27 protein-coding genes are annotated in these 21,253 nt (G+C 72.6%); 10 read left to right on the forward strand and 17 right to left on the reverse strand.

Translation table 11 applies throughout. The annotated features are described in order from the left end of the window. The first annotated feature begins 88 nt into the window (after positions 1 to 88). Together ACFVYX_RS13885 and ACFVYX_RS13890 are read left to right on the forward strand one after the other, a co-directional pair. Positions 89 to 1,369: an MFS transporter gene (locus tag ACFVYX_RS13885; protein ID WP_389681561.1), complete on the forward strand. Its 1,281-nt coding sequence runs from the start codon at positions 89 to 91 to the stop codon at positions 1,367 to 1,369. A gap of 54 nt (positions 1,370 to 1,423) precedes the next feature. Next, positions 1,424 to 1,693, forward strand: coding sequence for a WhiB family transcriptional regulator (locus tag ACFVYX_RS13890; RefSeq protein ID WP_389681562.1), 270 nt, complete (start codon positions 1,424 to 1,426; stop codon positions 1,691 to 1,693). Between the two features lie 106 nt (positions 1,694 to 1,799). On the opposite strand, the gene ACFVYX_RS13895 is transcribed toward ACFVYX_RS13890, so the two are convergent. Together ACFVYX_RS13895 and ACFVYX_RS13900 are read right to left on the reverse strand one after the other, a co-directional pair. After that, entirely contained in the window at positions 1,800 to 2,684 is an 885-nt protein-coding gene (locus ACFVYX_RS13895) for an RNA polymerase sigma factor SigF (protein ID WP_389681563.1), read from the reverse strand. Between the two features lie 122 nt (positions 2,685 to 2,806). Then, complete coding sequence (locus ACFVYX_RS13900) at positions 2,807 to 3,262, reverse strand: ATP-binding protein (RefSeq protein ID WP_389681564.1); 456 nt, start codon at positions 3,260 to 3,262, stop codon at positions 2,807 to 2,809. Positions 3,263 to 3,538: 276 nt separating this feature from the next. Here ACFVYX_RS13900 and ACFVYX_RS13905 point away from each other — a divergent pair, with 276 nt between their 5' ends. Further along, positions 3,539 to 3,766, forward strand: a complete 228-nt coding sequence (locus ACFVYX_RS13905) for a DUF5133 domain-containing protein (protein ID WP_389681565.1) — start codon at positions 3,539 to 3,541, stop codon at positions 3,764 to 3,766. A 172-nt stretch (positions 3,767 to 3,938) separates the two neighbouring features. Here ACFVYX_RS13905 and ACFVYX_RS13910 read toward each other — a convergent pair whose 3' ends face one another. The 11 genes from ACFVYX_RS13910 to gvpO all read right to left on the reverse strand — a co-directional run bounded on the left by ACFVYX_RS13910 (position 3,939) and on the right by gvpO (position 8,555). Then, complete coding sequence (locus ACFVYX_RS13910; protein ID WP_158984609.1) at positions 3,939 to 4,100, reverse strand: DUF5670 family protein; 162 nt, start codon at positions 4,098 to 4,100, stop codon at positions 3,939 to 3,941. Between the two features lie 131 nt (positions 4,101 to 4,231). Further along, positions 4,232 to 4,489: a hypothetical protein gene (locus ACFVYX_RS13915; protein ID WP_389681566.1), complete on the reverse strand. Its 258-nt coding sequence runs from the start codon at positions 4,487 to 4,489 to the stop codon at positions 4,232 to 4,234. Between the two features lie 175 nt (positions 4,490 to 4,664). Beyond that, on the reverse strand, positions 4,665 to 4,940 hold the full coding sequence (locus tag ACFVYX_RS13920; protein WP_389681567.1) for a gas vesicle protein K: 276 nt from the start codon (positions 4,938 to 4,940) through the stop codon (positions 4,665 to 4,667). Then, positions 4,937 to 5,122 (reverse strand): gas vesicle protein, encoded by a 186-nt coding sequence (locus ACFVYX_RS13925; RefSeq protein ID WP_389681568.1) that lies wholly within the window; start codon positions 5,120 to 5,122, stop codon positions 4,937 to 4,939. The genes ACFVYX_RS13920 and ACFVYX_RS13925 overlap by 4 nt, the downstream gene beginning before the upstream one ends. Then, a complete protein-coding gene (locus ACFVYX_RS13930) occupies positions 5,119 to 5,976 on the reverse strand; it encodes a GvpL/GvpF family gas vesicle protein (RefSeq protein WP_389681569.1) in 858 nt (285 codons plus the stop codon). The genes ACFVYX_RS13925 and ACFVYX_RS13930 overlap by 4 nt, the downstream gene beginning before the upstream one ends. After that, positions 5,973 to 6,284, reverse strand: coding sequence for a gas vesicle protein (locus ACFVYX_RS13935; protein ID WP_389681570.1), 312 nt, complete (start codon positions 6,282 to 6,284; stop codon positions 5,973 to 5,975). The genes ACFVYX_RS13930 and ACFVYX_RS13935 overlap by 4 nt, the downstream gene beginning before the upstream one ends. Then, positions 6,281 to 6,784, reverse strand: coding sequence for a hypothetical protein (locus ACFVYX_RS13940; RefSeq protein ID WP_389681571.1), 504 nt, complete (start codon positions 6,782 to 6,784; stop codon positions 6,281 to 6,283). Before ACFVYX_RS13940 ends, ACFVYX_RS13935 begins: the two co-directional genes overlap by 4 nt. Further along, a complete protein-coding gene (locus ACFVYX_RS13945) occupies positions 6,781 to 7,020 on the reverse strand; it encodes a gas vesicle protein GvpG (RefSeq protein ID WP_389681572.1) in 240 nt (79 codons plus the stop codon). The genes ACFVYX_RS13940 and ACFVYX_RS13945 overlap by 4 nt, the downstream gene beginning before the upstream one ends. 3 nt (positions 7,021 to 7,023) lie before the next feature. Next, positions 7,024 to 7,743 carry a GvpL/GvpF family gas vesicle protein gene (locus ACFVYX_RS13950; RefSeq protein WP_389681573.1) on the reverse strand — a complete coding sequence of 240 codons (720 nt, stop codon included), beginning with the start codon at positions 7,741 to 7,743 and terminating at the stop codon, positions 7,024 to 7,026. Continuing rightward, a complete protein-coding gene (locus tag ACFVYX_RS13955) occupies positions 7,740 to 8,174 on the reverse strand; it encodes a gas vesicle structural protein GvpA (RefSeq protein WP_389681574.1) in 435 nt (144 codons plus the stop codon). The genes ACFVYX_RS13950 and ACFVYX_RS13955 overlap by 4 nt, the downstream gene beginning before the upstream one ends. Positions 8,175 to 8,240: 66 nt before the next feature. Further along, entirely contained in the window at positions 8,241 to 8,555 is a 315-nt protein-coding gene (gene gvpO / locus ACFVYX_RS13960) for a gas vesicle protein GvpO (RefSeq protein ID WP_389681575.1), read from the reverse strand. 200 nt (positions 8,556 to 8,755) lie between these two features. On the opposite strand from gvpO, the gene ACFVYX_RS13965 reads away from it, so the two are divergent. From ACFVYX_RS13965 to ACFVYX_RS13985, 5 genes are all read left to right on the forward strand, one after another. Next, on the forward strand, positions 8,756 to 9,337 hold the full coding sequence (locus ACFVYX_RS13965; protein ID WP_389681576.1) for a 2Fe-2S iron-sulfur cluster-binding protein: 582 nt from the start codon (positions 8,756 to 8,758) through the stop codon (positions 9,335 to 9,337). Beyond that, positions 9,334 to 10,317 (forward strand): FAD binding domain-containing protein, encoded by a 984-nt coding sequence (locus tag ACFVYX_RS13970; protein ID WP_389681577.1) that lies wholly within the window; start codon positions 9,334 to 9,336, stop codon positions 10,315 to 10,317. Before ACFVYX_RS13965 ends, ACFVYX_RS13970 begins: the two co-directional genes overlap by 4 nt. A 10-nt stretch (positions 10,318 to 10,327) precedes the next feature. Beyond that, a complete protein-coding gene (locus ACFVYX_RS13975; RefSeq protein WP_389681578.1) occupies positions 10,328 to 12,451 on the forward strand; it encodes a xanthine dehydrogenase family protein molybdopterin-binding subunit in 2,124 nt (707 codons plus the stop codon). Between the two features lie 144 nt (positions 12,452 to 12,595). Then, complete coding sequence (locus tag ACFVYX_RS13980) at positions 12,596 to 13,492, forward strand: NAD-dependent protein deacetylase (RefSeq protein ID WP_389681579.1); 897 nt, start codon at positions 12,596 to 12,598, stop codon at positions 13,490 to 13,492. A 123-nt stretch (positions 13,493 to 13,615) separates the two neighbouring features. Continuing rightward, entirely contained in the window at positions 13,616 to 14,656 is a 1,041-nt protein-coding gene (locus tag ACFVYX_RS13985) for a vWA domain-containing protein (RefSeq protein WP_389681580.1), read from the forward strand. Positions 14,657 to 14,768: 112 nt separating this feature from the next. On the opposite strand, the gene ACFVYX_RS13990 is transcribed toward ACFVYX_RS13985, so the two are convergent. After that, positions 14,769 to 15,092: a DUF6223 family protein gene (locus ACFVYX_RS13990; protein WP_389681581.1), complete on the reverse strand. Its 324-nt coding sequence runs from the start codon at positions 15,090 to 15,092 to the stop codon at positions 14,769 to 14,771. A gap of 217 nt (positions 15,093 to 15,309) precedes the next feature. On the opposite strand from ACFVYX_RS13990, the gene ACFVYX_RS13995 reads away from it, so the two are divergent. Together ACFVYX_RS13995 and ACFVYX_RS14000 are read left to right on the forward strand one after the other, a co-directional pair. Beyond that, positions 15,310 to 16,458, forward strand: coding sequence for a sensor histidine kinase (locus ACFVYX_RS13995; RefSeq protein ID WP_389681582.1), 1,149 nt, complete (start codon positions 15,310 to 15,312; stop codon positions 16,456 to 16,458). Beyond that, positions 16,455 to 17,147 carry a response regulator gene (locus ACFVYX_RS14000; protein WP_389681583.1) on the forward strand — a complete coding sequence of 231 codons (693 nt, stop codon included), beginning with the start codon at positions 16,455 to 16,457 and terminating at the stop codon, positions 17,145 to 17,147. The genes ACFVYX_RS13995 and ACFVYX_RS14000 overlap by 4 nt, the downstream gene beginning before the upstream one ends. Before the next feature lie 100 nt (positions 17,148 to 17,247). Here the strand turns inward: ACFVYX_RS14000 and tpg are convergent, their stop codons facing one another. From tpg to ACFVYX_RS14015, 3 genes are all read right to left on the reverse strand, one after another. Continuing rightward, on the reverse strand, positions 17,248 to 17,805 hold the full coding sequence (gene tpg / locus ACFVYX_RS14005) for a telomere-protecting terminal protein Tpg (RefSeq protein ID WP_389681584.1): 558 nt from the start codon (positions 17,803 to 17,805) through the stop codon (positions 17,248 to 17,250). 9 nt (positions 17,806 to 17,814) lie between these two features. Then, a complete protein-coding gene (tap, locus tag ACFVYX_RS14010) occupies positions 17,815 to 20,109 on the reverse strand; it encodes a telomere-associated protein Tap (protein WP_389681585.1) in 2,295 nt (764 codons plus the stop codon). A 103-nt stretch (positions 20,110 to 20,212) separates the two neighbouring features. Then, on the reverse strand, positions 20,213 to 21,091 hold the full coding sequence (locus ACFVYX_RS14015; RefSeq protein WP_389681586.1) for a hypothetical protein: 879 nt from the start codon (positions 21,089 to 21,091) through the stop codon (positions 20,213 to 20,215). Between the last annotated feature and the right edge of the window lie 162 nt (positions 21,092 to 21,253).

Here is a 21,253-nt window from a genome sequence, read left to right on the forward strand (position 1 = left end):
CGGTTGTTTGATCTCCGGCTTTGACGACCGCTTTGATGCTTCTGGTCGCGGATCGGTTGTGTCAGTGAAGGGCGAGAGGTCGTCGGGCATGAGGAGCGGGCGCCGGCTGGGGCGGCGGTTCGGGTGGCTGTGGGGCGCGTACGGAACGAGCGCGCTCGGCACCTGGCTCGCTTTCGGCGCGTTCCCGCTGATCGCCATCCAGGTGCTGGAAGCCGGGCCCGCCGAGGTCGCCGCGCTCTTCTCCATGGGGGCCGCGGTGGGCGCCGCCGTGGCGGTTCCCCTCGGCCCCTGGGTGGAGTTCCGCCGCAAACGGACCGTGCTGATCGCGATGGACCTGGTGCGGTGCGCGGCGCTGCTGACGATTCCCGCCGCGTTCGCACTCGGCGTGCTCAGCTTCCTTCAGCTGCTCCTGGTCTCGGTCGTCGTCGCGGCGGCCGACATCACGTTCCGCGCCGCCTCCGGAGCCTGTCTGAAGAATCTGCTGGCGGCCGAGGACCTGCTCGTCGCCCACGCCCGGTTCGAGTCCACCGCCTGGACGACCACGATCATCGGGCCCCCGCTGGGCGGCGCCGCGATCGGGCTCCTCGGACCGTTCGCGACCGTGGTGGCCGACGCGGTCAGCTACCTGCTCTCGGCCCTGGGCATCCGCGCGATGGGCGGCCACGAGCCGCGGCCCGACCCCCGGAGGGCCACGCGCACGCCGGCCGGGGACCTGCTCGACGGCTGGCGGTACATCCTCGCCGACCCGACGCTGCGCCCCCTGTTCTTCAACACCGTCCTGTTCAACGGCCTGGTGATGGCCGTCCAGCCACTGCTGGCCGTCCTGATGCTCGACCGGCTCGGGTTCACCCCGTGGCAGTACGGCCTCGCCTTCGCCCTGCCCTCCATCGGCGGCCTCATCGGTTCACGGCTGGCCCGACCGCTCGTCCACCGGTTCGGAGAGCACCGGATCCTGGTCACGGCCGGGGCGCTGCGCGCGATCTGGCCCGTCGGGCTCGCCTACCTCGGTCCTGGTCCCGGCGGGCTGCTTCTCGTGGTGGGCGTGGAGCTCGGGCTCATCCTCTGCTGCGGGGTCTTCAACCCCGTCAGCGCCACCTGGCGTCTCGAACGCACCGCGAACGACCGGGTCGCCCGCACGTTGTCCGCCTGGGCGGTGACGACCAAGGCCTCGACCGCCGTCCTCACGGCCGCCTGGGGGGTGCTGGGCAGCCTGCTCGGCCCGCGTACGGCCATCGGGCTGGCCGGGCTGCTGCTGCTGACGACCCCACTGCTGCTCCCCCGTCGCGCCGCGGCACGGCGTGACGAGGCGGAGCCGGAGCCCGAAACGGGCCGAATTCACCCATGGCGGCGGCGTTTCAAGCGGCGGTGACCGGTGAGCCGAGAAGAAAGGAACTCTCCCTTCACCCGTCGGTCAGGAGGACCCATGGACAGCTGGCGCGCGTCCGCAGCCTGCCAGAACGTCGACCCCGATCTCTTCTTCCCCGTGGGCACCGGCGCCCCCGCCCTGGTCCAGGCCGAGGAGGCCAAGGCGGTCTGCCGGCACTGCCCCGTGCGCGACGCGTGTCTGCGTTGGGCCATGGACGACTCCCACCAGGTGACGGGCGTCTGGGGCGGTCTGAGCGACGACGAACGCCGTTCTCTCAAGCGGAGGTTGCGCCGTGGGGCGAGTGCGGGGGAACGGCCTCACCGGTAGGGGCTTCCGGTGAGGCCGTTCGGTCTCTCCCGTCGGATTCTTCCTGGAGGGTGGCACGCTCCTCGGTTCATTCCTCCACTTGCTGGAGGGAGGCTCGCTCCTCGGCTCATTCCTCCAGGGGAGCGAGCATGCCCTGGCGCAGGCGGGCCAGATTGCGCGAAAGCAGTCGTGACACCTGCATCTGCGAGACTCCGAGCCTCTGGCCGATCTCCGACTGGGTCAGCTCCTCGACGAACCTCAGATGGAGGAGCCGGCGGTCCCGCTCGCCGAGCTCGTCGAGGAGCGGTGCGAGGGCGTGGAAGTCCTCGAACAGCTCGAGCGCCGGGTCCTCCTCCCCCATGAGGTCGGAGAGCATGGCGCCGCCGTCCTCCTCGTCGCCGCCGCCGACGGGCGCGTCGAGCGAGGTGGACCTGTACGCGTTGGAGGCGATCCGGGCCTCGATCACCTCGTCTTCCGAGAGGTTCATCAGGGCGGCGAGTTCCGGCACGGTCGGCGCCCGCCCGAGGCGTGAGCTCAGCTCCTCCGTCGCCTTGGCCAGCTCCACGCGGGCCTCCTGCAGCCGGCGCGGCACGTGGACCGCCCATGAGGTGTCACGGAAGAACCGCTTGATCTCCCCCACGATGCACGGCACGGCGAAGGTGGTGAACTCCACCTCACGGGTGATGTCGAACCGGTCGATGGCCTTGATCAGTCCGATGATGCCGACCTGGACGATGTCCTCCATCTCGTCGCCCCGGCCCCTGAAACGACCGGCCGCGTAGCGGACGAGTGACATGTTCATCTCGATCAGCGTGTTGCGTGCGTACTGGTACTCGGGCGTCCCCTCCTCCAGTACGGACATCCGGCCGAAGAACAGCTTCGACAGCTCACGAGCGTCCTTCGGCGCGATCTCGCGGGGGGCTTCGAGAACGGGCAGGCCCCCCACGGTTCCTTCGGTGCGCTCCTTCGTCTCGGTGCGGTCCTTCGTCTCCGTCGGCACTGCAGTCGACACTCCACTGACCCCTTCAGTCGTCGGCAACGCGTTCTCCCCCGGGCGGCTCGTATACCCGGGCGCTCCCGGAGCATGCGCGGGAATTTCGAGATCGGGTCGCCGCGGCCGCGTCCGTCCCCGGGTCATCCGGATCCGAGGAGGGACAGACGTGCCCTGACCCGCTTCCCTGTCGGGTGCTGCGGCTCGACGCGCACGCTCTCGCAGACCGCGACGACTATCTCCACCCCGTGCTGGCCGACGCGGCCGGGATCGTGACCTCGCGGGACGGGGGAGGCTTCCGCGCGGTCGTACACCGAGATGTCGAGTACGTGCTCGAACAGCTCCAGCAGAAGCCGGCAGGGGCCCGGGGCGTGCCGTACCGCGTTGGTCACCAGCTCGCTGACCACCAGACGCGCCATGTCGACCCGCTCCCGGGGCACCGGCTCGCGTCCCACGGCCGGTGCGGCGGCGAGGAAGTCCGCGGTGAAGGCGCGGGCTGACGCGATCATGCCGTCGTCGGCGTCCCCGGCGTCGTAGTCGACGCTCACGGACAGCACGGGCTCCTGTGTCGCACGCTCGGCGGCGATCGCGTCCGTCATCAGCCTCCCCCTCTCTCACACGGCTTCCTACCGCGCTTCGCACACACTTCGTACTGCGCCTTTCCCCCCTTTTCGCTTTCCATTCGCCGCTTGCGGGATCGCGGGCGCTGCCGCGTGCCGTCCGTCCGGGGTGGGAGGGGGGCGCGGCCGTGGAGGGGTGGGGGGAGCAAGCGGCCGGAGCCTGCCGGTACCGGCTTCCGCATACAACCCGGGAGCGGGGGTACCCGGGGCATCGAACCGGGCGGTCGGCGCCCTGACGGCGAAGGGAGAAGCACTGTGTTGATGGCCCATCCCGCGGTGTTGAGCAATCTGGTCGAGCAGTACGAGACGCTGAGGATGCTGCACGCGGAGAACGGCGGCGCCGAGGTACGGCGGCGCATGGACGACATCGCGTACACGCTCTGTGTCTCCACGGGCACGCGGGACGTGGACACGGCACTGGTCGCCGCCCGTCATCGGCTGCCCGGCGCGCGCCCCGGCGACGACTCGGTCCTGATGGCCTGAACCTCCCCACGGTACGGCGAACCCGGCACGGTCCTCGGAGGAGGACCGTGCCGGGTTCGCCGTGGTACCAGGTCGACGCGCTCGCGCCCGCTGCTGGTGCGACACGACCGCGCCCGCCGCCGGTGTCGGCAGCGGGCGCGGTCCGTCGTACCCCGAGGGGCGACGGGAAGGTCTACCAGCGGTACCAGCGGCCCGTGCCGCCCTTCGGCCGGGCCACGAAGCCCAGCAGCCAGAGGACGAGCACGATCACGGCGATCCACCAGAGGGCCTTCACCGCGAATCCGGCACCGAAGAGAATCAGTGCCAGCAGCAGAACCAACAGCAGGGGAACCATATGTCGACAACCTCCGGAATTCCCTGTTCGGTATTCGACCCCTCCCGCTCCACGTGAATGGGGATCCCAGGGAACGGGATTCCCGGGGAGGGATCGGTTTCCTTTTTCTTTTCCTTTCGGGCGACCTGGAATCAGATACGGCCGCCGGTGAGCCGGGAGAGCGGGCCGCGGGAGCGCAGTCCCGCCCGACGTCCGAGCGCGTAGGCGCCGGTGAGGGCGGCGGCCGCGCTCACGGCGGCGCTGCCGGTGACCGCCTTGCGGGCGCGTACGGCGGTCACCAGCGTCCCACCGGTGCCCCGGACGGCCTCGACGGCCGCCAGGGTCTTCTCGGCGAGGGGGGCGGGAAGCGCGGTCAGGGCCCCGGTGGCCTTCTCCTCGGTCTCCTCCACCGCATGTACGGTCTTCTTCGTCTCGTCCGCGGCGCGGCTCGTTCGGCTTCGTGTGCCGGTGCCTGTGCTGTCCGAGGCATGGCGCGAACTGTTCCGGCCGGACGGGTTCTCGTTGCTCTTCTCCGATGCGCTCATAATCATCGTCTGACCGGACCTCGCCGCGACAAACCCTGCTTCACAGGAGTTTGCCGAGCGGGCCGAGATCGATGTTGAGGTCCTCCGGTTCCATTCCGAAACGCTCGCGCAGCAATTCCATCCGGTCCTCCAGGAGCATGAGGGTCAGACCGAGTCGTTCCTCCTGCTCCTCGGTGAGGTCACCCACCTCGAAGCGGCGGACGGCCTGCCGTTCCATCAGCCGGCGCAGCAGCTCGACGACGGTCAGGACCAGGCATGCCAGGTCGCGTTCGACAGTGTCGGGGTCGAGTTCCACCCGTCGCGGTCGTGTCGTCACGGTGTCACCCGCTCCCACGGGGAGGGCACGGAGTCGCCGACGGAGCTGATGAGCGCCTTCAGGTCGACGCGTACGAGGTCGACGTCGGCGATCCTCAGGGTGATGTCCCCGGCGAGCACCACGCCGCCGGCCAGCAGCCGGTCCAGCAGGTCGACGAGAGCGATCTCCCGCTGGTCCGTCATCCCTCCGCCTCCTCGTCGGTATCGGTCCGTGTGAAGGAGTAGGGCACCCAGGGGCCGGTGAACTCCACGCGCAGGCCGTTGGGCATGTCTTCGGGCGCGGGGAGACGGTCGAGGAACTCGCGCCGCTTCTCGTCGGGGACGAGATAGGCGGCGTTGAACACGTTCCGGCCGGGTCCCTGGGTCAGGCGGGCCTGCTGGGGCGGGTGAAGCACCGCCTCCGCCGCGGCGTGGACGAGCAGCTCGTGGAGCTGTCGTGCGGCGCGGGCCGCCGAGTCGTCGACGTTCTCCCGGGCCTGCCGGTCGCCCAGCCGGCGCCGCAGGTAGTCGCGGCCGGAAGCCGCGCGGGTCGGGGCTCCGCCGCCCGCGGACGTCGTCCTCGCGGGTGCCTCCTCGACGTACAGCTTGACTCCCCACTCGTGGGCGCCGGTCAGGCGGTCGAGGGTTGCCGTGAGGCGGTGCTCCCCTTCCGAGAGGAGACGGCGCACGCCTCGCTCACCGCGGCAGACGGTCGCGAGGCGCAGCGGCACGGTGGTGACGTGCCGGCCCGCCGCTGCCACCACGCCGTGGTGGGCCCTGGCGACTCCCGCGAGCCAGTCCAGGTCCTCCAGGCGGTCGCGCAGGGGTGCTTCGTCGAAGTCGGCCGCCGGGACCGGTTCGACGAGGGCGGTCAGTCCCCGGTGCGTGACGGTGGCCAGGCCCGTACCCAGCGTCTCGCCGGGCGGGGGGCCTGGGGGCGGCCCGGTGCTGCCGGAGCGGACGACGGCGTACACGTACAACAGGGGTTCGTCGTTGCGGGGTTCGTGCCTCGGGGGCTCCTCCCCGGGGTCTTCGGGGTTCAGCGGTTCGTTCCTCATGGCTCCTGCCTCGCCTCCAGTTCGGCGATACGGCGGCGCAGTTCCTCGTTCTCCCGGCCGAGTTCGCCTCGGCGGGCTCCGGACGACAGGGCCGGGTCCTGCTCCCACCAGTCGATGCCCATCTCCTTGGCCCGGTCGACCGACGCCACGACGAGGCGCAGCTTGATGGTGAGGAGTTCGATGTCGAGGAGGTTGATGCGGATGTCTCCGGCGATCACCACGCCCTTGTCGAGGACGCGCTCCAGGATGTCGGCGAGATTTGCCGACTGGTCGTCGTACGGACGCGGTAGTCCCGACGGCATCGTCATACGCCGTCCTCCTCCGTCTCTTCGGGGGTGGCGGGCGTTTCCGTCTCGTCGAGCATCAGGGAACCGGCGTACTGCCGCAGTTCTCGCTCGATCCGGCGGCGGAGCCTCCACGCCCCGCCGGTGTGGCCGCCCCGCCAACGCGGCCGGTACTCGACGGCGACCACGACGCAGGTGAGGTTCTCGGCGGCCTCGTGGAAACTCGCCGCGCCCCGGACGGGGCCCTTCGTCCCGTCGCGGGTCCACGCGATGCTGCGCTCCTGGGCCCGGTGGGTGACCCGGGCCGGGCGCCGGTGGCCCGGACCGCTCGGCGCGCGGCCCCGGACGGACCAGTGGTCGACCCACCGCTCGTACGCGGCGGCGACCGGAACCGCCACCTGCACGGTGGCCACCAGTGAGGCGGGAGGCGTCCCCCGGTTGCCGCCGGTGATGTGGTGGAGCCGGGCGGAGGACCGGCCCACGGCCCGGGCGGCGGCGATGAGCAGGCGCTCGGGGCGGGTCATCGGCCGTTCCTCCGCCCCGTGTCCAGGCGGGCGAGGAGGGCGTCCTCCCTGCGGTCGAACTCCGCCTCGTCGATCTCGCCGGCCTCGAACGCCGCCACCAGACCGGCCAGTTCGCGGTGGACGACGTCCGGGTCGTAGTACTCACGCTCCGCCACTTCGACGACCTGCCGCAGTACCCAGGCGGTGCCCCGCACCGGTGCGGCCGGCAGCAGGAGGACTTCCTTGAGCAGTCCCATGGGTCACTCCGGGTCGGCGAAGCTGTACGCGGGCAGCGGTCCCGTCACCTGCTCCCTGAGGTGCTCGTGCTCCTGAGGGAGGGCGCGCACGGCCGCCAGGAACTCCTCCTGCCGTTCGCGCTCGACGAGGAACGACAGATCGGCCAGCCGGCCGGTGCCTGCCGGCCCGCGCGCCACCGCCGCCGCGTACGGCGCCAGGGTCCGCTCGACGAGCGCCGCGTCGTCCTTCTCCCGCTCGGCGACGGCCCGCGCGACCAGCTCGCCGAAGGCGATCCTCTCCTCGTGGCTGCCACCGCCCGCCTCGCGCTGGGCGGCGTGCCGGGCCAGCAGGCCGGGGTCGCCGGCGAGCACGACGCGCAGCACGGCCTCCTCGTCGTGGTACACCTTGACGTTGAACTCCTCCTTGCCGTCGAGCTTCTCCAGCCGATCCACGTAGCGGTCGTGGTGCTCCCCGAGGATCGCGGCGACGGTCTCGTCGTCGGGCGCGACCCCGCCGAACCGCAGGGGCAGCACCGGTCCGTCCTTGCCTGCCAGGATCACCACGTGCTGGTGCGCGAGCAGGTCGCGGCGCTTGGCCTTCAGTTCGGGCGGTGCGTCGCTGCACAGGGCCACCAGGTCGCCGCTGCGCACGGTGCGGACGGGCCGCGGGGGGTCGCCGATGCCCTCGAGGGCGTCGGGGAGCCTCCGGTCGGCGGGGGCGATGCCGTAGACGTAGGTGCTCATTCCTTGTCCTCCCGTCGGGTCGAGGTGCGGCGGCGCGATCCGCCGCTGCCGCTCTTCTCCTCCGTCGCCTCGTCCCGTGCCTGGTGGAAGGCGTCGGATATGGTCTGCGCGGCGCCGCTCAGGGCGCCTTTGGTCTTGGCGTGCGATCCGGATTCGGTCATGTCGCCGACGAGTTCGGGCAGGCCGGGGTTCTTTCGCGGGCCGGCTTCCAGGTCCAGCCGGTTGCAGGCTTCGGCGAAGCGCAGATAGGTGTCGACGCTCGCCACGACGACGCGTACGTCGATCTTCAGGATCTCGATGCCGACCAGGGAGACGCGCACGAAGGCGTCGATCACCAGGCCACGGTCCAGAACCAGTTCAAGTACGTCGTACAGACCGCTGGAGCCACCCCCGGACGATGCCGGAGCGCTCTGGGTGGGCATGACAGTCATACTTCTCGCTCTCCCTCTGTGGTCGGGTGGGACGGGGTGGGGCCAGGGTGCGGGGGGCCGCATCGTTCAGCGGCGGTCCGCCCGTCCCCTCTCGTAGCGGCGGGTGCGCCGGTAGCCGATGAGGTGCCCGTGGTGGTCGACGTCGACGTCGTACGAGGCGAGCAGGCTCATCGTGTCGGGCACGCGCGGCAGTTCGAGGACTTCGACCGTCAGGTGCCAGTTGCCGTCCTCGCGGCGTCCGCAGGAGCTGACGGCCTCCGCCGGCTGGTCGAGCAGGAGCGCGAGCTGCTCCATCGCCGTCCTGATCACTTCGGTCACCGGCGGCGGCCGTTGCGCCTCCGCCGTCTCGCTGTCCGCCCTGCTTTCCGGTGCACGGGGCATGGCTTTCTCCTCTCACCCTCTCGGACGGGTGCCTTTCGGCCCGCCTTCCCGGCTCCCTACGTTCCACGCATGGCCGACAAGGCGGCGTAATCAGCGCTCTACGCCGTTCGGCGGACAAGGGGGACATACGGCGAAGGTGGCGGGGAAGGGGATGTCGGGCAGAGAGGGTCACCCCAGCCATCGTCGGAGGAGCAGGAACCGTGGACCGTACCGAAGGGACCAGTGGGACCGCCGCCGTGCGCGAAGGGGGAACCGAAGGGCGCCACGACCTCACGTCGGCGGTCTCCCTCCGGGTCAACGGGACCACGCACACCGTGCGTCTCGATCACCGCACCACCCTCCTGGACGCCCTCCGCGAGCACCTGGACCTCGTCGGGGCGAAGAAGGGCTGCGACCACGGGCAGTGCGGGGCCTGCACGGTGCTCGTGGGCGAGCGGCGCGTGAACAGCTGCCTGCTGCTCGCCGTGGCGTGCGACGAGCCCGTCACCACGGTCGAGGGCCTCGCCGCACCGGACCGCCTCCATCCGCTCCAGGAGGCCTTCGTGTCCCGGGACGCCCTCCAGTGCGGCTACTGCACGCCGGGCCAGATCTGCTCGGCCGTGGCCATGCTGGACGAGGCCGCGGCCGGGCACCCCTCGCACGTGACACCACCGGGCCCGCCGGACGGCGAAGGTCCGGTGGACCTCACCCCGGAGGAGATCCGTGAGCGCATGAGCGGCAACATCTGCCGCTGCGGCGCCTACCCGAACATCGTGGACGCCATCGCGGAGGCCGCCTCGTGAAGCCCTTCGGATACCTGCGCGCCGACCGCACCGAGCAGGCGCTCGCCGCGTACGCGGCCCACCCCCGCGCCCAGTACCTCGCCGGGGGCACGAATCTCGTCGACCTGATGAAGCTCGGGGTGGCCGACCCTCCGTTCCTCGTCGACATCAGCCGGCTGCCGCTGGACGGTGTCGAGGAGACGCCGGACGGCGGCCTGCGCGTCGGGGCGACCGTCCGCAACAGCGACCTGGCTGTCCATCCGCTCGTACGGAGCCGGTACGCCGTACTGTCGCAGGCGCTCCTCTCCGGCGCGTCCGCACAGCTGCGCAACGCCGCCACCACCGGCGGAAACCTCCTCCAGCGCACCCGCTGCCTGTACTTCCAGGACACCTCGAAGCCCTGCAACAAGCGCGAACCGGGTACGGGCTGCCCCGCACGGGAGGGAGTCCACCGCGACCTCGCGGTGCTCGGCCACTCCGCGCGGTGCGTCGCCACGCACCCGTCGGACATGGCGGTCGCGCTCGCCGCCCTCGACGCGCGCGTGCATCTGCTCGGACCCGACGGGGAGCGTGTCGTGCCGGTCACCGACTTCCACCGGCTGCCCGGTGACCGGCCGGAGCAGGACACCGTCGTCCGTGCCGGCGAGCTCGTCACCGGTGCGACGCTCCCACCGGCCGCCGGGGCCCCCAGCGCCTACCGCAAGGCCCGTGACCGTGCCTCGTACGCCTTCGCGCTCGCATCCGTCGCCGCCGTGCTCACCGTGGAGGACGGCGTCGTCCGCCATGCCGCCCTCGCCTTCGGCGGGCTCGCCCACAAGCCGTGGCGTGCCCGCGCCGCCGAGGAGGTGCTGCGCGGGGCGCCCGCCACGGAGGAGACGTACGCGCGGGCCGCCGACGCCGAACTCGCGGCGGCCGAGCCGCTGCGCGACAACGGTTTCAAGGTGCCGCTCGCCCGCAACCTCGCCGTCCGTGTGCTCACCGATCTCACGCCCCGCCCCTGAGGAGGCCGTCATGACCCCGGCTCCCCCGCCCCTGGCCCCGTCCGCGTCCGATGTCGACGCCGCGGACGCCGTCCGGCGTGACGCCCGTCAGAAGGTGACCGGCACGGCGCGCTACGCCGCCGAGCACACTCCGCCGGGCTGCGTCCACGCCGTCCCCGTGCCCGCCGCCGTCGCGCGCGGCAGGGTCACCGCCGTCCACGCCGACGAGGTCCTGCGGCGGCCCGGGGTCCTCGCGGTCCTCAGTCACGAGAACGCGCCCCGGCTGGGCGAGGCCGAGGACGGGACCCTCGCCCTGCTCCAGGACGACCGTGTCCCGCACCGGGGCTGGTACGTCGCGCTCGTGGTCGCCGACACCCCGGAGAACGCGCGCGCGGCCGCCGACGGCCTGCGGATCGAGTACGCCGAGGAGGACCACGACCCGGGTCCCCCCGCCGGCCATCCCGGTCTCCGCGTCCCGGAGGAGGCCAACGGCGGCCAACCGGGCCTGCGGGAACGCGGCGACTTCGACGCGGCCTTCGCCGCGTCGGCGGTGCGTGTCGACGCGACGTTCACCATGACCGCCCAGCACAACCACCCGATGGAGCCGCACGCCTCCACCGCGTGGTGGGACGGCGGTGAGCTGACGGTGTACGACTCCAGCCAGGGGTCGACGACCGTACGGGACGTCCTCGCGCAGCTGCTCAAGGTGCCCGGGGACCGCGTCACGGTCGTCTCCGCGTACGTCGGCGGCGGCTTCGGTTCCAAGGGCACCCCGCGGCCGCAGGTCGTCCTCGCCGCGATGGCCTCCCGGCACCTCGGGCGGCCCGTCAGAGTCGTCCTCCCCCGCCGTGAGCTGGCCAGCGTCGTCGGCCACCGTGCCCCCACCGTCCAGCGCGTCCGCATCGGCGCGGACGCCGACGGCGTGATCGGCGCCCTCGCCCACGAGGTCGTCACCCAGACGTCGACGGTCAGGGAGTTCGTGGAGCAGGCGGCCGTCCCCGCCCGCGTCATGTACACCTCGCCGCACAGTCGCACGAGTCACCGCGTGGTGGCCCTGGACGTGCCCAGCCCCTCGTGGATGCGGGCCCCGGGCGAGGCGTCCGGCATGTACGCCCTCGAGGCGGCCATGGACGAGCTCGCCGTCGCCACGGGCGTCGACCCGGTCGAGCTCCGGCTGCGCAACGAGCCCGCGACGGAACCCGACAGCGGCAGACCGTTCAGCAGCAGGAACGTCGCCGAATGCCTGCGGCAGGGCGCCCGGCTCTTCGGATGGGCGGACCGCGACCCCCGGCCGGGGGTGCGGCGGAGCGGCGACCGGCTGACCGGCACCGGAGTGGCCTCGTCCACGTACCCGTACCTCCTCGAACCCTCGACGGCGTCCGCGCACGCCGCGCCGGACGGCAGCCACGTCGTACGGCTGAACGCCACCGACATCGGCACCGGGGCGCGGACCGTCCTCGCCCGGATCGCCGCCGAAGCGCTCGGCGCGGCGGCGTCCTCGGTGCGCGTGGAACTCGGCAGCAGCGCACTGCCGACCGCCCCGCTCGCGGGCGGCTCCTCGGGGACCTCCTCCTGGGGGTGGGCGGTCCACAAGGCCTGCACGGCCCTGGCCGGCATGCTGCGCGCCCACGCCGGTCCGCTTCCGCCCGAGGGCCTCACCGCGCGGGCGGACACCACCGAGGAGGCGGGGCGGGAATCCCCGTACGCGCGTCACGCGTTCGGCGCGCAGTTCGCGGAGGTCGAGGTGGACGCCGTGACGGGCGAGGTGCGGGTCCGCCGGCTGCTCGGGGTGTTCGCCGCGGGCCGGGTGCTCAGCCCGCATACCGCCCGCTCCCAGTTCATCGGCGGCATGACGATGGGTCTGGGCATGGCGCTCACCGAGGGCAGCACCCTGGATCCCGCGTTCGGTGACTTCGCGGAACGCGACCTGGCCTCGTACCACGTCCCCGTCTGCGCGGACGTGCCGGCGGTCGAGGCGCGCTGGCTGGACGAGGAGGACCCTCACCTCAACCCGATGGGCAGCAAGGGGATCGGGGAGATCGGGATCGTGGGGACGGCCGCCGCGATCGCGAACGCCGTGCACCACGCGGTGGGCGTACGGCTGCGGGACCTTCCCCTGACCCCGGACCGCCTCCTTCCGCACCTGGGGGGCTGAGCCGGGACCCACGAGGCTGAGCCGCGAGGGCTGAGCCGCGCCCGGCACGGCCGAGCGATCGGCGCGGTCCTCGCGGGTACAGCCGTCCGTCGTGCACGGGCCGGTCGAAGCGCTGAGGGCGACCTCGTTTCGTACCCTGGCGGCATGCGTATGCGTCCCACTCTGAGCTGGACACCTGCCGAGGACCTGCCGCCGGGCACCACGGACCTGGGGCCGGTCGCCGACGCGCTGGACGCCGGCGGCGTGCTGGTGCTCAGCGGGGCCGGCCTCTCCACGGAGTCGGGGATCCCCGACTACCGGGGCGCGGGCGGGAGCCTCACCCGACACACCCCGATGACCTACCAGGAGTTCACCGCCGATGCTGGGGCGCGGCGCCGGTACTGGGCGCGCAGCCACCTCGGCTGGCGCACCTTCGGCCGTGCCCGCCCCAACGCCGGGCACCGGGCCGTGGCCGCCCTCGGGCGCCACGGCCTGCTCTCGGGTGTGATCACCCAGAACGTCGACGGGCTGCACCAGGCCGCCGGCAGCGAGGACGCCGTGGAACTGCACGGAAGCCTGGCCCGGGTCGTCTGCCTCTCCTGCGGCGCCGCCGGCCCGCGCGGCGAGCTCGCCCGGCGCCTCGATGAGGCCAACCCCGGCTTCGAGCCGGAGGCGGCCGGAATCAACCCGGACGGCGACGCCGACCTCACCGACGAACAGGTCGGCGACTTCCACGTGGTGCCCTGCGGCGTCTGCGGCGGCGTCCTCAAGCCGGACGTGGTGTTCTTCGGCGAGGCCGTCCCTCCGCAGAGGGTCGAGCACTGCCGCGAACTGGTCCGTGGCGCGACCTCGCTGCTCGTCCTGGGCTCCTCCCTCACCGTGATGTCGGGGCTCCGGTTCGTCCGCCAGGCAGCTCAGGCCGGAACACCCGTCCTCATCGTCAACCAGGGCCCCACACGCGGCGACCGGCACGCCCTCACCCGGGTCGCGCTCCCCCTGGGAGCTGCCCTCACCACCGTGGCCGCCCGTCTGGGCGTCCCTGTCGACGGTCGGGAACGGTAGGGACGCCGACCCCGCCCTCACCCCCTGACGGGGTCGGAATGCCGCTCGGCCCGGGAGTCAGGACCGATTGTCAGTGGTGGGTGAGAAGGTAGGAGCATCCAGTCGGAAAGAGGGGGAGTCGCCATGACCCGAACGCAGAACTACATCAATCATGTTGCTCTTGTTCTGGACGCCAGTTCGTCCATGTCGCGGCTGAGCGGGAAGGTCATCGAGGTCGCCGACCAGCAGATCGCCTATCTCGCCCGCCGGTCGCGGGAATTGGACCAGGAAACGCGTGTCACGGTGTACGTCTTCGCCGACAAGGTGGAATGCGTCATCTACGACAAGGACGTGCTGCGGATGCCGTCGCTGAAGCAGCTGTACCGGGTCGGGGGAATGACGGCGCTGCTGGCGGCCGCGCTGAAGTCGCAGCGCGAGCTGGCGCAGACGGCGCAACTGTACGGCGACCACAGCTTCCTGACGTTCGTGCTGACCGACGGGCAGGAGAACGCGAGTCACCGCTGCTCGGACGCCCCTGCGCGTGATCCGCGCCAACTGGTCGAGGCCGTCGGCAAGATGATCGAGACGCAGGAGGACAACTGGACGCTGGCCGTCCTCGTGCCGGACCAGATGGGCAAGCGTGAGGCCATGCAATACGGCTTCCCGAAGGACAACATCGCCATCTGGGACGCCACGAGCACCCAGGGTCTGGAAGAGGCCGGGCAGGTCATCCAGGAAGCCACCGAGAAATTCATGGTGGGCCGCACCAAGGGAATCCGTGGATCGCGAGCGGTTTTCTCCGCGGGTGCCGACGCGGTCAACAAGAAGACCATCGAAGCCGCCGGGCTCACCCCGGTGAAGCAGTCCGCGTACGCGCTGATTCCGGTGGCTCGTGACACCGCGATACGGGAATGGGTCGTCGAATCCGGCCACACGTACCGCACCGGTGGTGCGTTCTATCAGCTGAGCAAGTCGGAGAAGATCCAGGCGCGGAAGCAGATCGCGGTGCTGGAGAAGAAGACGGACCGGGTGTACACGGGTCCCCAGGCCCGGGCCCTGCTCGGACTGCCGGACGTGGAGGTCCGCGTCAAGCCGGACCACAACGACGACTTCACGATCTTCGTGCAGAGCACCAGCGTGAACCGCAAGCTCGTACCGAACACGCGGCTGCTGCTGATGCTCTGACGCCCTGGTGGCCCGTCGGGAACCCGGCTCTGGGGGGGCGGGTTCCCGACGGCCGTCGACGGTGGTCCCGGCTTCGGGGTGCGCGCGGCCTCGGGGGTGCGCCCGGCGAGCCTCAGCCGGTGCGCCGGGAGCGGGACACGGCCCGACCGCCGAGGGCTGTGGCGAGCAGGCCCGTCAGAACGGCCACGTAGGCGCCGCCCAGGCCGTTGCCGGTGCCCAGGCCGCCTTCGGCGGTCGCCGCGACGAGTCCGCCGAGGAGCAGGCCGGTCAGGCCCGCGACCACGGCCGGTACGGGGCCGGGGCGACTGGTCGGCCGGGCCAGGGCGCGCCAGGCGATGATCACGCCCGCGAGGCCGAGCAGCGCCCCCGTCGTGGCTCCGAGGCGGCCGGGGCTGAAGCTGAGGACGTCGGCGGCGAGCAACAGGTCGGGGCTCATGGGAATGCTCCTTCTGGTCAGGCGGGGCGGGCGGGGCCGCCCCGCCGCTGTCCCCCAGATCCTGGCCCTCGGACCGCTCACCGGTCGTCCGGCGAGCGCAGACTCCTCGCACTGCCGCGTCTGCGGCAGGCACGGCGCCGGCTACCACGGGCGTGGTAGCCGTTCGCTGGCCGCGAGGAGGATTCGCCGCCGACACCACCGGGTTTAGGGTGCGCGCATGAGGACACGGACAGCCGGTGTGTGGGACCGGTACGGGGACTGGGTCATCGCGGCCGGCGTGGCGGCGGCGCTCCTGGTCACCGGCCTCGCCGGGCTGCGTCCGGTCACGGCCACGACGACCCGCCTCGAGCTGCTCGGGCTCGGACTCCTGACGGCGGGCGGGCTTGCCCTGGCGGCGCGCCGCCGGGCACCGGTCGCCGTCCTTGCCGTCACCGGGCTCTGCGCGGTGGGCCATCAGGCGGCCGGTTTCGACGTGCCCGTCGTCGCCTACCTGTTCGCGGTGTACGCGGCGGTACGGGCGGGGTACCGCACCGTCACGGTGGTGGCGAGCGTCGTCATGCTGGCCGCGCTCCCGGTCGCGGCCCTGGCTTCGGGTCTGCACGACACGGGCCAGGCGTTCGCGCAGGCCAGGGGTGCGCTCGAGATCGCCTGGCTGGTCGCGGCCGGCGCCGCGGGAGAGGCGTTGCGGCAGGCCGAGCGGCGGGCGGAGGAGGCCGAGCGTACCCGGGAGGAGACCGCCCGGCGTCGCGCCGACGAGGAACGGCTCCGTATAGCCCGAGAGTTGCACGACTCGCTCACCCACCAGATTTCGGTCGTCAAGGTGCAGGCGGAGGTCGCCGTGCACGTGGCCCGGAAGCGAGGAGAGGAGGTGCCGGATTCGCTGCTCGCGATCCAGCAGGCGGGGCGGGAGGCGAGCCGGGAGCTGCGCGCGACCCTGGAGGCGTTGCGCGACGACGACACGGCTCCGCCGTGCGGGCTCGATGACGTCCCGGACCTGGTGGAGGGGGCCCGTGCGTTCGGCGTGGACGCGACGCTGACGATCGAGGGCCGGCGCGACGACGTGCCGGCGGCGGTGGACCGGACCGTCTACCGGATCGTTCAGGAGGCGCTCACCAACGTCGCCCGGCACGCGGACGCGGGCACGGCCTCGGTGCGGATCGACTGCCGTACGGACGCCGTGGCGATACGCGTCGACGACGACGGCCGGGCGACCTCGGCGACACCGGCGGGCGTCACGGCACCCGGCCTCGGGCTGCTCGGCATGCGGGAACGGGTCACCGCCCTCGGGGGTCGGCTGCGCGCCGGACCACGGGACGGGGGCGGTTTCACCGTCCACGCCGAGCTGCCCCTGGACCGGTCGTCGTGATCCGTGTCCTGCTGGTCGACGACCAGCCGCTCCTCCGCGGCGGGTTCCGCGCCCTTCTCGACCTCGAGGACGACATCGAGGTGGTGGCCGAGGCGGCCGACGGGGCCGCGGGGCTCGCTCTGGCACGGGAGCACGTGCCGGACGTGGCTCTCGTCGACATCCGGATGCCGGTCCTCGACGGCATCGAGACGACCCGGCGCATCGCCGCTGATCCGGCACTCGCCGCCGTCCACGTCGTCATCCTGACCAACTACGGCATGGACGAATACGTCCTGGAGGCGCTGCGCGCCGGGGCAGCCGGGTTCCTGGTCAAGGACGTCGTGCCGGAGGACTTCCTGCACGCCGTGCGCGTCGCCGCCCGGGGGGACGCCCTGCTCGCCCCTTTGATCACCCGCAAGCTGATCGACCGGTACGTCACCGGGCTGCTTCCCGCCGAGGACGGCGGCGTCTCCACGGCGCTGGAAGCCCTCACGAGCCGCGAACGCGAGGCCGTCACCCTGGTCGCGCAGGGCCTGTCCAACGACGAGATCGCCGCCCGCATGGTGATCACGGCGCTCACCGCGAAGACCCACGTCAACCGGGCCATGACCAAGCTCCATGCCCGCGACCGCGCCCAGCTCGTGGTCCTCGCCTACGAATCCGGCCTGGTGGCCCCTCGGACGCCCCGGCCCCTGGGGAAGTCACGCTGACGGGCTCGGGCACCCCTCGGCCGCGTCGGAACTCCTGTGGTCGTGGCATGGCGTGCCACGACCTCGGCGCCCGCGAAGGAACGTCCTTGGCGCACTCCGGTCACAGGTCGAACTCCAGGTGCTGGATGTCCGTGAAGCGGACCTCTTCCAGGCTTCCGGCGCGGCGACCGCCGTCCTGGAAGTACACCTCCTTCAGCCCTTCGGCCGCGATGTGCTGGAGCTCGTCGTCGCCTGCGCCGGCCTCCTGGGCCGCGAAGAGGCGGGCGGCGTACGCGGGCGGCAGAGCGACGGTCAGGTGCCGGGTGCGGTCCTGGTCCGTCGAGCCGATCGGCGCCGTGTAGCCGAGGCGGGCGCGGGTGTCGATGACGATGCCGCCGGTGGTGGCCGCCTTCTGCCGGGCCCTGGCCCTGATCTGGGGCTGCCACCGCTGCCTCACCTCGTGCTCCAGGCGCGCGGCCAGGTCGGGCCTCGGCTTCCTGATCTGGTCCTTCACGTAGCGCTCGACGGTGCGCTGGGAGATCCTCAGCATCCGGGCGACCGCCCTGGTGCCCTTGAGCTGCCGGACCAGGTACCGCATCTGCGCGCCGGCGCTCTTGGGGGCAGGGCGGGTGAACGACTTCTGCACCGCCTTGTCGAGGCCGTCCCCGAACAGGGTCATCGCCCTCTCCTACTCTCCGTTGTCGGCGCCGGTGACGGTGCCGTCCTTGATGTACCGGGCCAGGTTGAGTTCGGGAGCGTCGAACCGCTCCCTCACTCCCTCGCCCCAGAGGACGGTCTGGGTTCCCTCGTGCTTGACGAGGCCGGGGTTCACCCCGAGCTTGAAGCCGCCGGGCAGCGGTCTGCCGTCGCGGTACGGGAGGAAGTCCAGCGGTGAGGTGCCGTCGACCGCGTACACCACGCAGTCGGACAGGATCGCGACCGGGTAGTCGCCGGTGAAGGCGGCGTGCCTGACGATCTTGCGGTGGAGGTTGACGCGTGTCCGGGAGATGACAGCGGCGCGGATGTCCGGTCGCCAGGTCGGGCGGGCCAGCGCCCGCCACGGCCGGCCCGGGCGCCAGCCCTCACCGCGCGGGCGTTCGCGCAGCTTGCCCAGGCCGCCCTTGACCGTCGCCTTGATCGCCGAGACGACGATCGCGAGCTCCGGGTCACGGCTCCGGAAGCCGTCCATCGCCGTCAGGAAGTCGGCCGGTGTCAGCTCCGCGGACACCCCGAGCTCGGCCATGGTGGCGAGGTAGGCGTCACGGAGGCGGTTGTACCAGCCGTCGAGGTAGCGGCCGTTCTCGTGGCGGACGTAGGCCTCGATCGGCGCCACGTCGTAGCCGAGCTCCACCGCGTAGGCGACGGTGGGCGTGGCGTACCACGCCGGGCCTTCGGGCCGATCGCCCGTCCGTGTGAAGGGGCTCGGCAGCAGACTGCCGTCCAGTTCCACCCACTTGTCCTTGGCGACCTTCACCTTCGACAGGTCGACATGGGACAGATCGACGAGCCAGCTTCCCGGGAGCTTCGGGTCGAACACCGGCCGGTCGACACGCGTCGGCGCGCCGAGGCCGACGACCAGGCCGTTGGCGCCGGCGGCGAAGGCGAGGTTCACATCGATGCCGACCAGGTTCCGGCGCAGGCACTCGTCGTCCGTCATCGGTCGCGCCCAGTCGTACGCCTCCTCGAACAGCGCCTCGGCCGGGCCGCGCAGGTGGAAGCGGGGCAGGTCCTTCAGTACGGGGTGCCCGTCGGGGGCCTCGCAGGGTGCCGGGTCGACCGGTTCCCTGCCCAGCGAACCGGGGTTGTGCTCGGAGTGCCGCGTGCCGTCGGCGTCGGGCTCGGACGCGCGGGTCGGCGGGTGCAGCGCGGTCATCAGTTCGAGGCCGGTGACGGCGGTGGAGCCGCGCGGCGTCATCACGCGGGCCGCGTACGTACCGAGGACCCTGGCGAGTTCCGCCGGCGGCAGCTGGGCGGCGTCGCCCCAGTGGCGGGCGTCGAGCGCGTTCCAGGACGGAACGCACAGCTGGACGCAGGCCCGTTCGGAGCCGGTGGCGGGGCGGTAGATCCGCGCCCACGGCCCGAATCCGCGCTTGGTCAGCTTCCAGTCGCCCCGGGCCAGCTGCTTGACGACCTGGTGGTCCTCGGGGATGCGCCCGGCGAGCTGCTCCTCGTCGGTCAGGGTGACGGGCAGTCCGTAGCGTGCGAGGGCGGCCTCGGTGAGCACGAGGAGCGGGTCGGCGTCCTTGCCGGGGCCGGACAGCTTCGGCTGCCCGAGCCGGGCCTCCTTGAGGGCCCAGTCGACCAGGGACGGGACGGACTTCGCGGGCACGTCCAGGACCAGGCCTCCGACGCAGTACGCGAGGACCCGGCCGTCGTCGGTGACGTCGACGACCGCGAGGGGGCCGTGCTCGAACCGGGGGTCCGTGCCCCCGGCCGGGGCGCCCGCCGGGGCGGCCTTCACCGCGCCGGGGCGGCGCGCTGCCGAGGACGGTCTCGTGGTGCGGCGCTCGGGTCGGGGCGCGGCCGCCGGAGCGGCGGCGGTACGGGGCCGGGTGCTCTCGGATGCGGTCGGGCCGGTGGCGTGCCCGGAGGACGGCGGCGCGGCTTGGCCGGTTTCCGGCGTGGGGGTGGCAACAGCCGGACCGGGGAAGCCGGCGGGACCGGCGGGACCGGCGGGACCGGCTTCCGGTGCGGGGGCTCGTGTGGTCGCCGCCGTGTCCTCGGCCGGTTCCGCCGAACCGGCGGCGAGGGGGTACAGCTCGGCGAGCTGCTTCAGCAGCCGGGCGTACGCCTCGCGTTCCGGTCCTCGCGGCTCCGTCCTGGACTCCCAGCCGCTGACGGTCGCCCGGCGCACCCGCAGCGCGGCGGCCACCTGGTCCAGGGTCAGACCGTGTGCGGTGCGCAGTCGCTTGCGCTCCTCCGGCGGCGGCAGGGGTGCGCGGGACGCGACCAGGGCGTCGACAGCGTCGAACAACTCGGACATGGGACCTCCTGGCCGACACTCTACCCACGGCAACCGTACGGAGAGCGGACCAACCCCGTACGCAACGCGTACGCCTCGCATACGGCTCCCGCGCGCCGGGGGTCTACGGCTCGGGCTGCCGCTCCAGGTCGTGAACGGCTCGTGCGGCCTGTTCGGCGGCTCGGCGGGCCTCCCGGAGGGCACGTTCCGCCGCTTTCACCCTCGTACCGGCCTCCGCCGCGGCCGCCGCCGTCGCGGACTTGTTCTCACGGGCCTCCCGCAGCGCCCACTCCAGGTCGCGAATCCGGCCGGCTGCCTCCTCGGCCTCTGCTTCTGCGGCTTCCCGCGCTTCACGGGCGGCGCCGAGTTCCCGCTCGCACCTGCCGACCCCACGCTCCGCGGCCTCCGCCTCCGTTCGAGCCCGATCGAGTTCCCGCAGCCGTCTCTCCGCGGCGCGCCCCCCTTCGGCCTTCCTCGGCGCCGGCTGCTCGGCGGGGGCGGGCCTGGCGGGCACCGACTCCGGGGCGACCGCGGGGAAGCCGACCGCTGCCTCCGGCACCTTCACCAGCCGGCCCTTCGACCACTGCTCGGCGACGTCCGGATGGGCCAGTACCCCGTGGAGGGCCTGCTCGACCTCGTGGAGCACCGCGTCGCTCACCGGCTGTCCGGCCTCTCGGGCCAGGTCGGCGGCGGTACGGGCCAGAGCGGTCACGAGCTGTTGCCGCTGCTGGCTCGCCGCCCGCAACTGCTCGCCGTCGAGCGTCCTGTGGGCTTCCCGCATGGTCTCGCCCAGCGTCAGGAAGCGCGCGGTCTCCTGCGGCCGCTCCCGGGCCAGGAGGTTCGCGGCCCATGCCGCGAGTCCCGGCCGGCGCAGGGCGGCGATCGCCTTCGCCGCGGCCGTGTCCTTCGCCTTCCGTGCCCGGGCGACGTACGCGTCCCGCGCCGGGACGAACTCGGCCGGCTTGAGGCCGTACAGCTCGTCGGTCACCTGCTCGACATCCACGCCCCCACTGTGCGCCGCCGCCTCGTGTCGGGCACGAGCTCGCCCACCCCGCCTCCACCGGATGCCCGCCCCGATCACCCGCGTGGACGCCGCCCGAGGCCGGTGCGGGCCGCTCCTCCGGCCTGCACGAGCCGACGCGGCGGCCCGCACCGCCGGGAACCG

It is taken from the genome of Streptomyces sp. NPDC058326 (assembly GCF_042879855.1).
Classification (GTDB): domain Bacteria; phylum Actinomycetota; class Actinomycetes; order Streptomycetales; family Streptomycetaceae; genus Streptomyces.

Excerpts from the sequence above, each read along its gene's own strand:
- ACFVYX_RS13935 (WP_389681570.1), bottom strand. The coding sequence starts at position 6,284 with ATGACGATGCCGTCGGGACTACCGCGTCCGTACGACGACCAGTCGGCA.
- ACFVYX_RS13890 (WP_389681562.1), top strand. The coding sequence starts at position 1,424 with ATGGACAGCTGGCGCGCGTCCGCAGCCTGCCAGAACGTCGACCCCGAT.
- ACFVYX_RS13955 (WP_389681574.1), bottom strand. The coding sequence starts at position 8,174 with ATGACTGTCATGCCCACCCAGAGCGCTCCGGCATCGTCCGGGGGTGGC.
- tpg (WP_389681584.1), bottom strand. The coding sequence starts at position 17,805 with ATGACCCTGTTCGGGGACGGCCTCGACAAGGCGGTGCAGAAGTCGTTC.
- ACFVYX_RS13925 (WP_389681568.1), bottom strand. The coding sequence starts at position 5,122 with ATGACGGACCAGCGGGAGATCGCTCTCGTCGACCTGCTGGACCGGCTG.
- ACFVYX_RS13995 (WP_389681582.1), top strand. The coding sequence starts at position 15,310 with ATGAGGACACGGACAGCCGGTGTGTGGGACCGGTACGGGGACTGGGTC.
- ACFVYX_RS13990 (WP_389681581.1), bottom strand. The coding sequence starts at position 15,092 with ATGAGCCCCGACCTGTTGCTCGCCGCCGACGTCCTCAGCTTCAGCCCC.
- tap (WP_389681585.1), bottom strand. The coding sequence starts at position 20,109 with ATGTCCGAGTTGTTCGACGCTGTCGACGCCCTGGTCGCGTCCCGCGCA.
- ACFVYX_RS13900 (WP_389681564.1), bottom strand. The coding sequence starts at position 3,262 with ATGACGGACGCGATCGCCGCCGAGCGTGCGACACAGGAGCCCGTGCTG.
- ACFVYX_RS13975 (WP_389681578.1), top strand. The coding sequence starts at position 10,328 with ATGACCCCGGCTCCCCCGCCCCTGGCCCCGTCCGCGTCCGATGTCGAC.
- ACFVYX_RS13950 (WP_389681573.1), bottom strand. The coding sequence starts at position 7,743 with ATGAGCACCTACGTCTACGGCATCGCCCCCGCCGACCGGAGGCTCCCC.
- ACFVYX_RS13945 (WP_389681572.1), bottom strand. The coding sequence starts at position 7,020 with ATGGGACTGCTCAAGGAAGTCCTCCTGCTGCCGGCCGCACCGGTGCGG.
- ACFVYX_RS13985 (WP_389681580.1), top strand. The coding sequence starts at position 13,616 with ATGACCCGAACGCAGAACTACATCAATCATGTTGCTCTTGTTCTGGAC.
- ACFVYX_RS13885 (WP_389681561.1), top strand. The coding sequence starts at position 89 with ATGAGGAGCGGGCGCCGGCTGGGGCGGCGGTTCGGGTGGCTGTGGGGC.
- ACFVYX_RS13940 (WP_389681571.1), bottom strand. The coding sequence starts at position 6,784 with ATGACCCGCCCCGAGCGCCTGCTCATCGCCGCCGCCCGGGCCGTGGGC.
- ACFVYX_RS13930 (WP_389681569.1), bottom strand. The coding sequence starts at position 5,976 with ATGAGGAACGAACCGCTGAACCCCGAAGACCCCGGGGAGGAGCCCCCG.
- gvpO (WP_389681575.1), bottom strand. The coding sequence starts at position 8,555 with ATGCCCCGTGCACCGGAAAGCAGGGCGGACAGCGAGACGGCGGAGGCG.
- ACFVYX_RS13980 (WP_389681579.1), top strand. The coding sequence starts at position 12,596 with ATGCGTATGCGTCCCACTCTGAGCTGGACACCTGCCGAGGACCTGCCG.
- ACFVYX_RS13910 (WP_158984609.1), bottom strand. The coding sequence starts at position 4,100 with ATGGTTCCCCTGCTGTTGGTTCTGCTGCTGGCACTGATTCTCTTCGGT.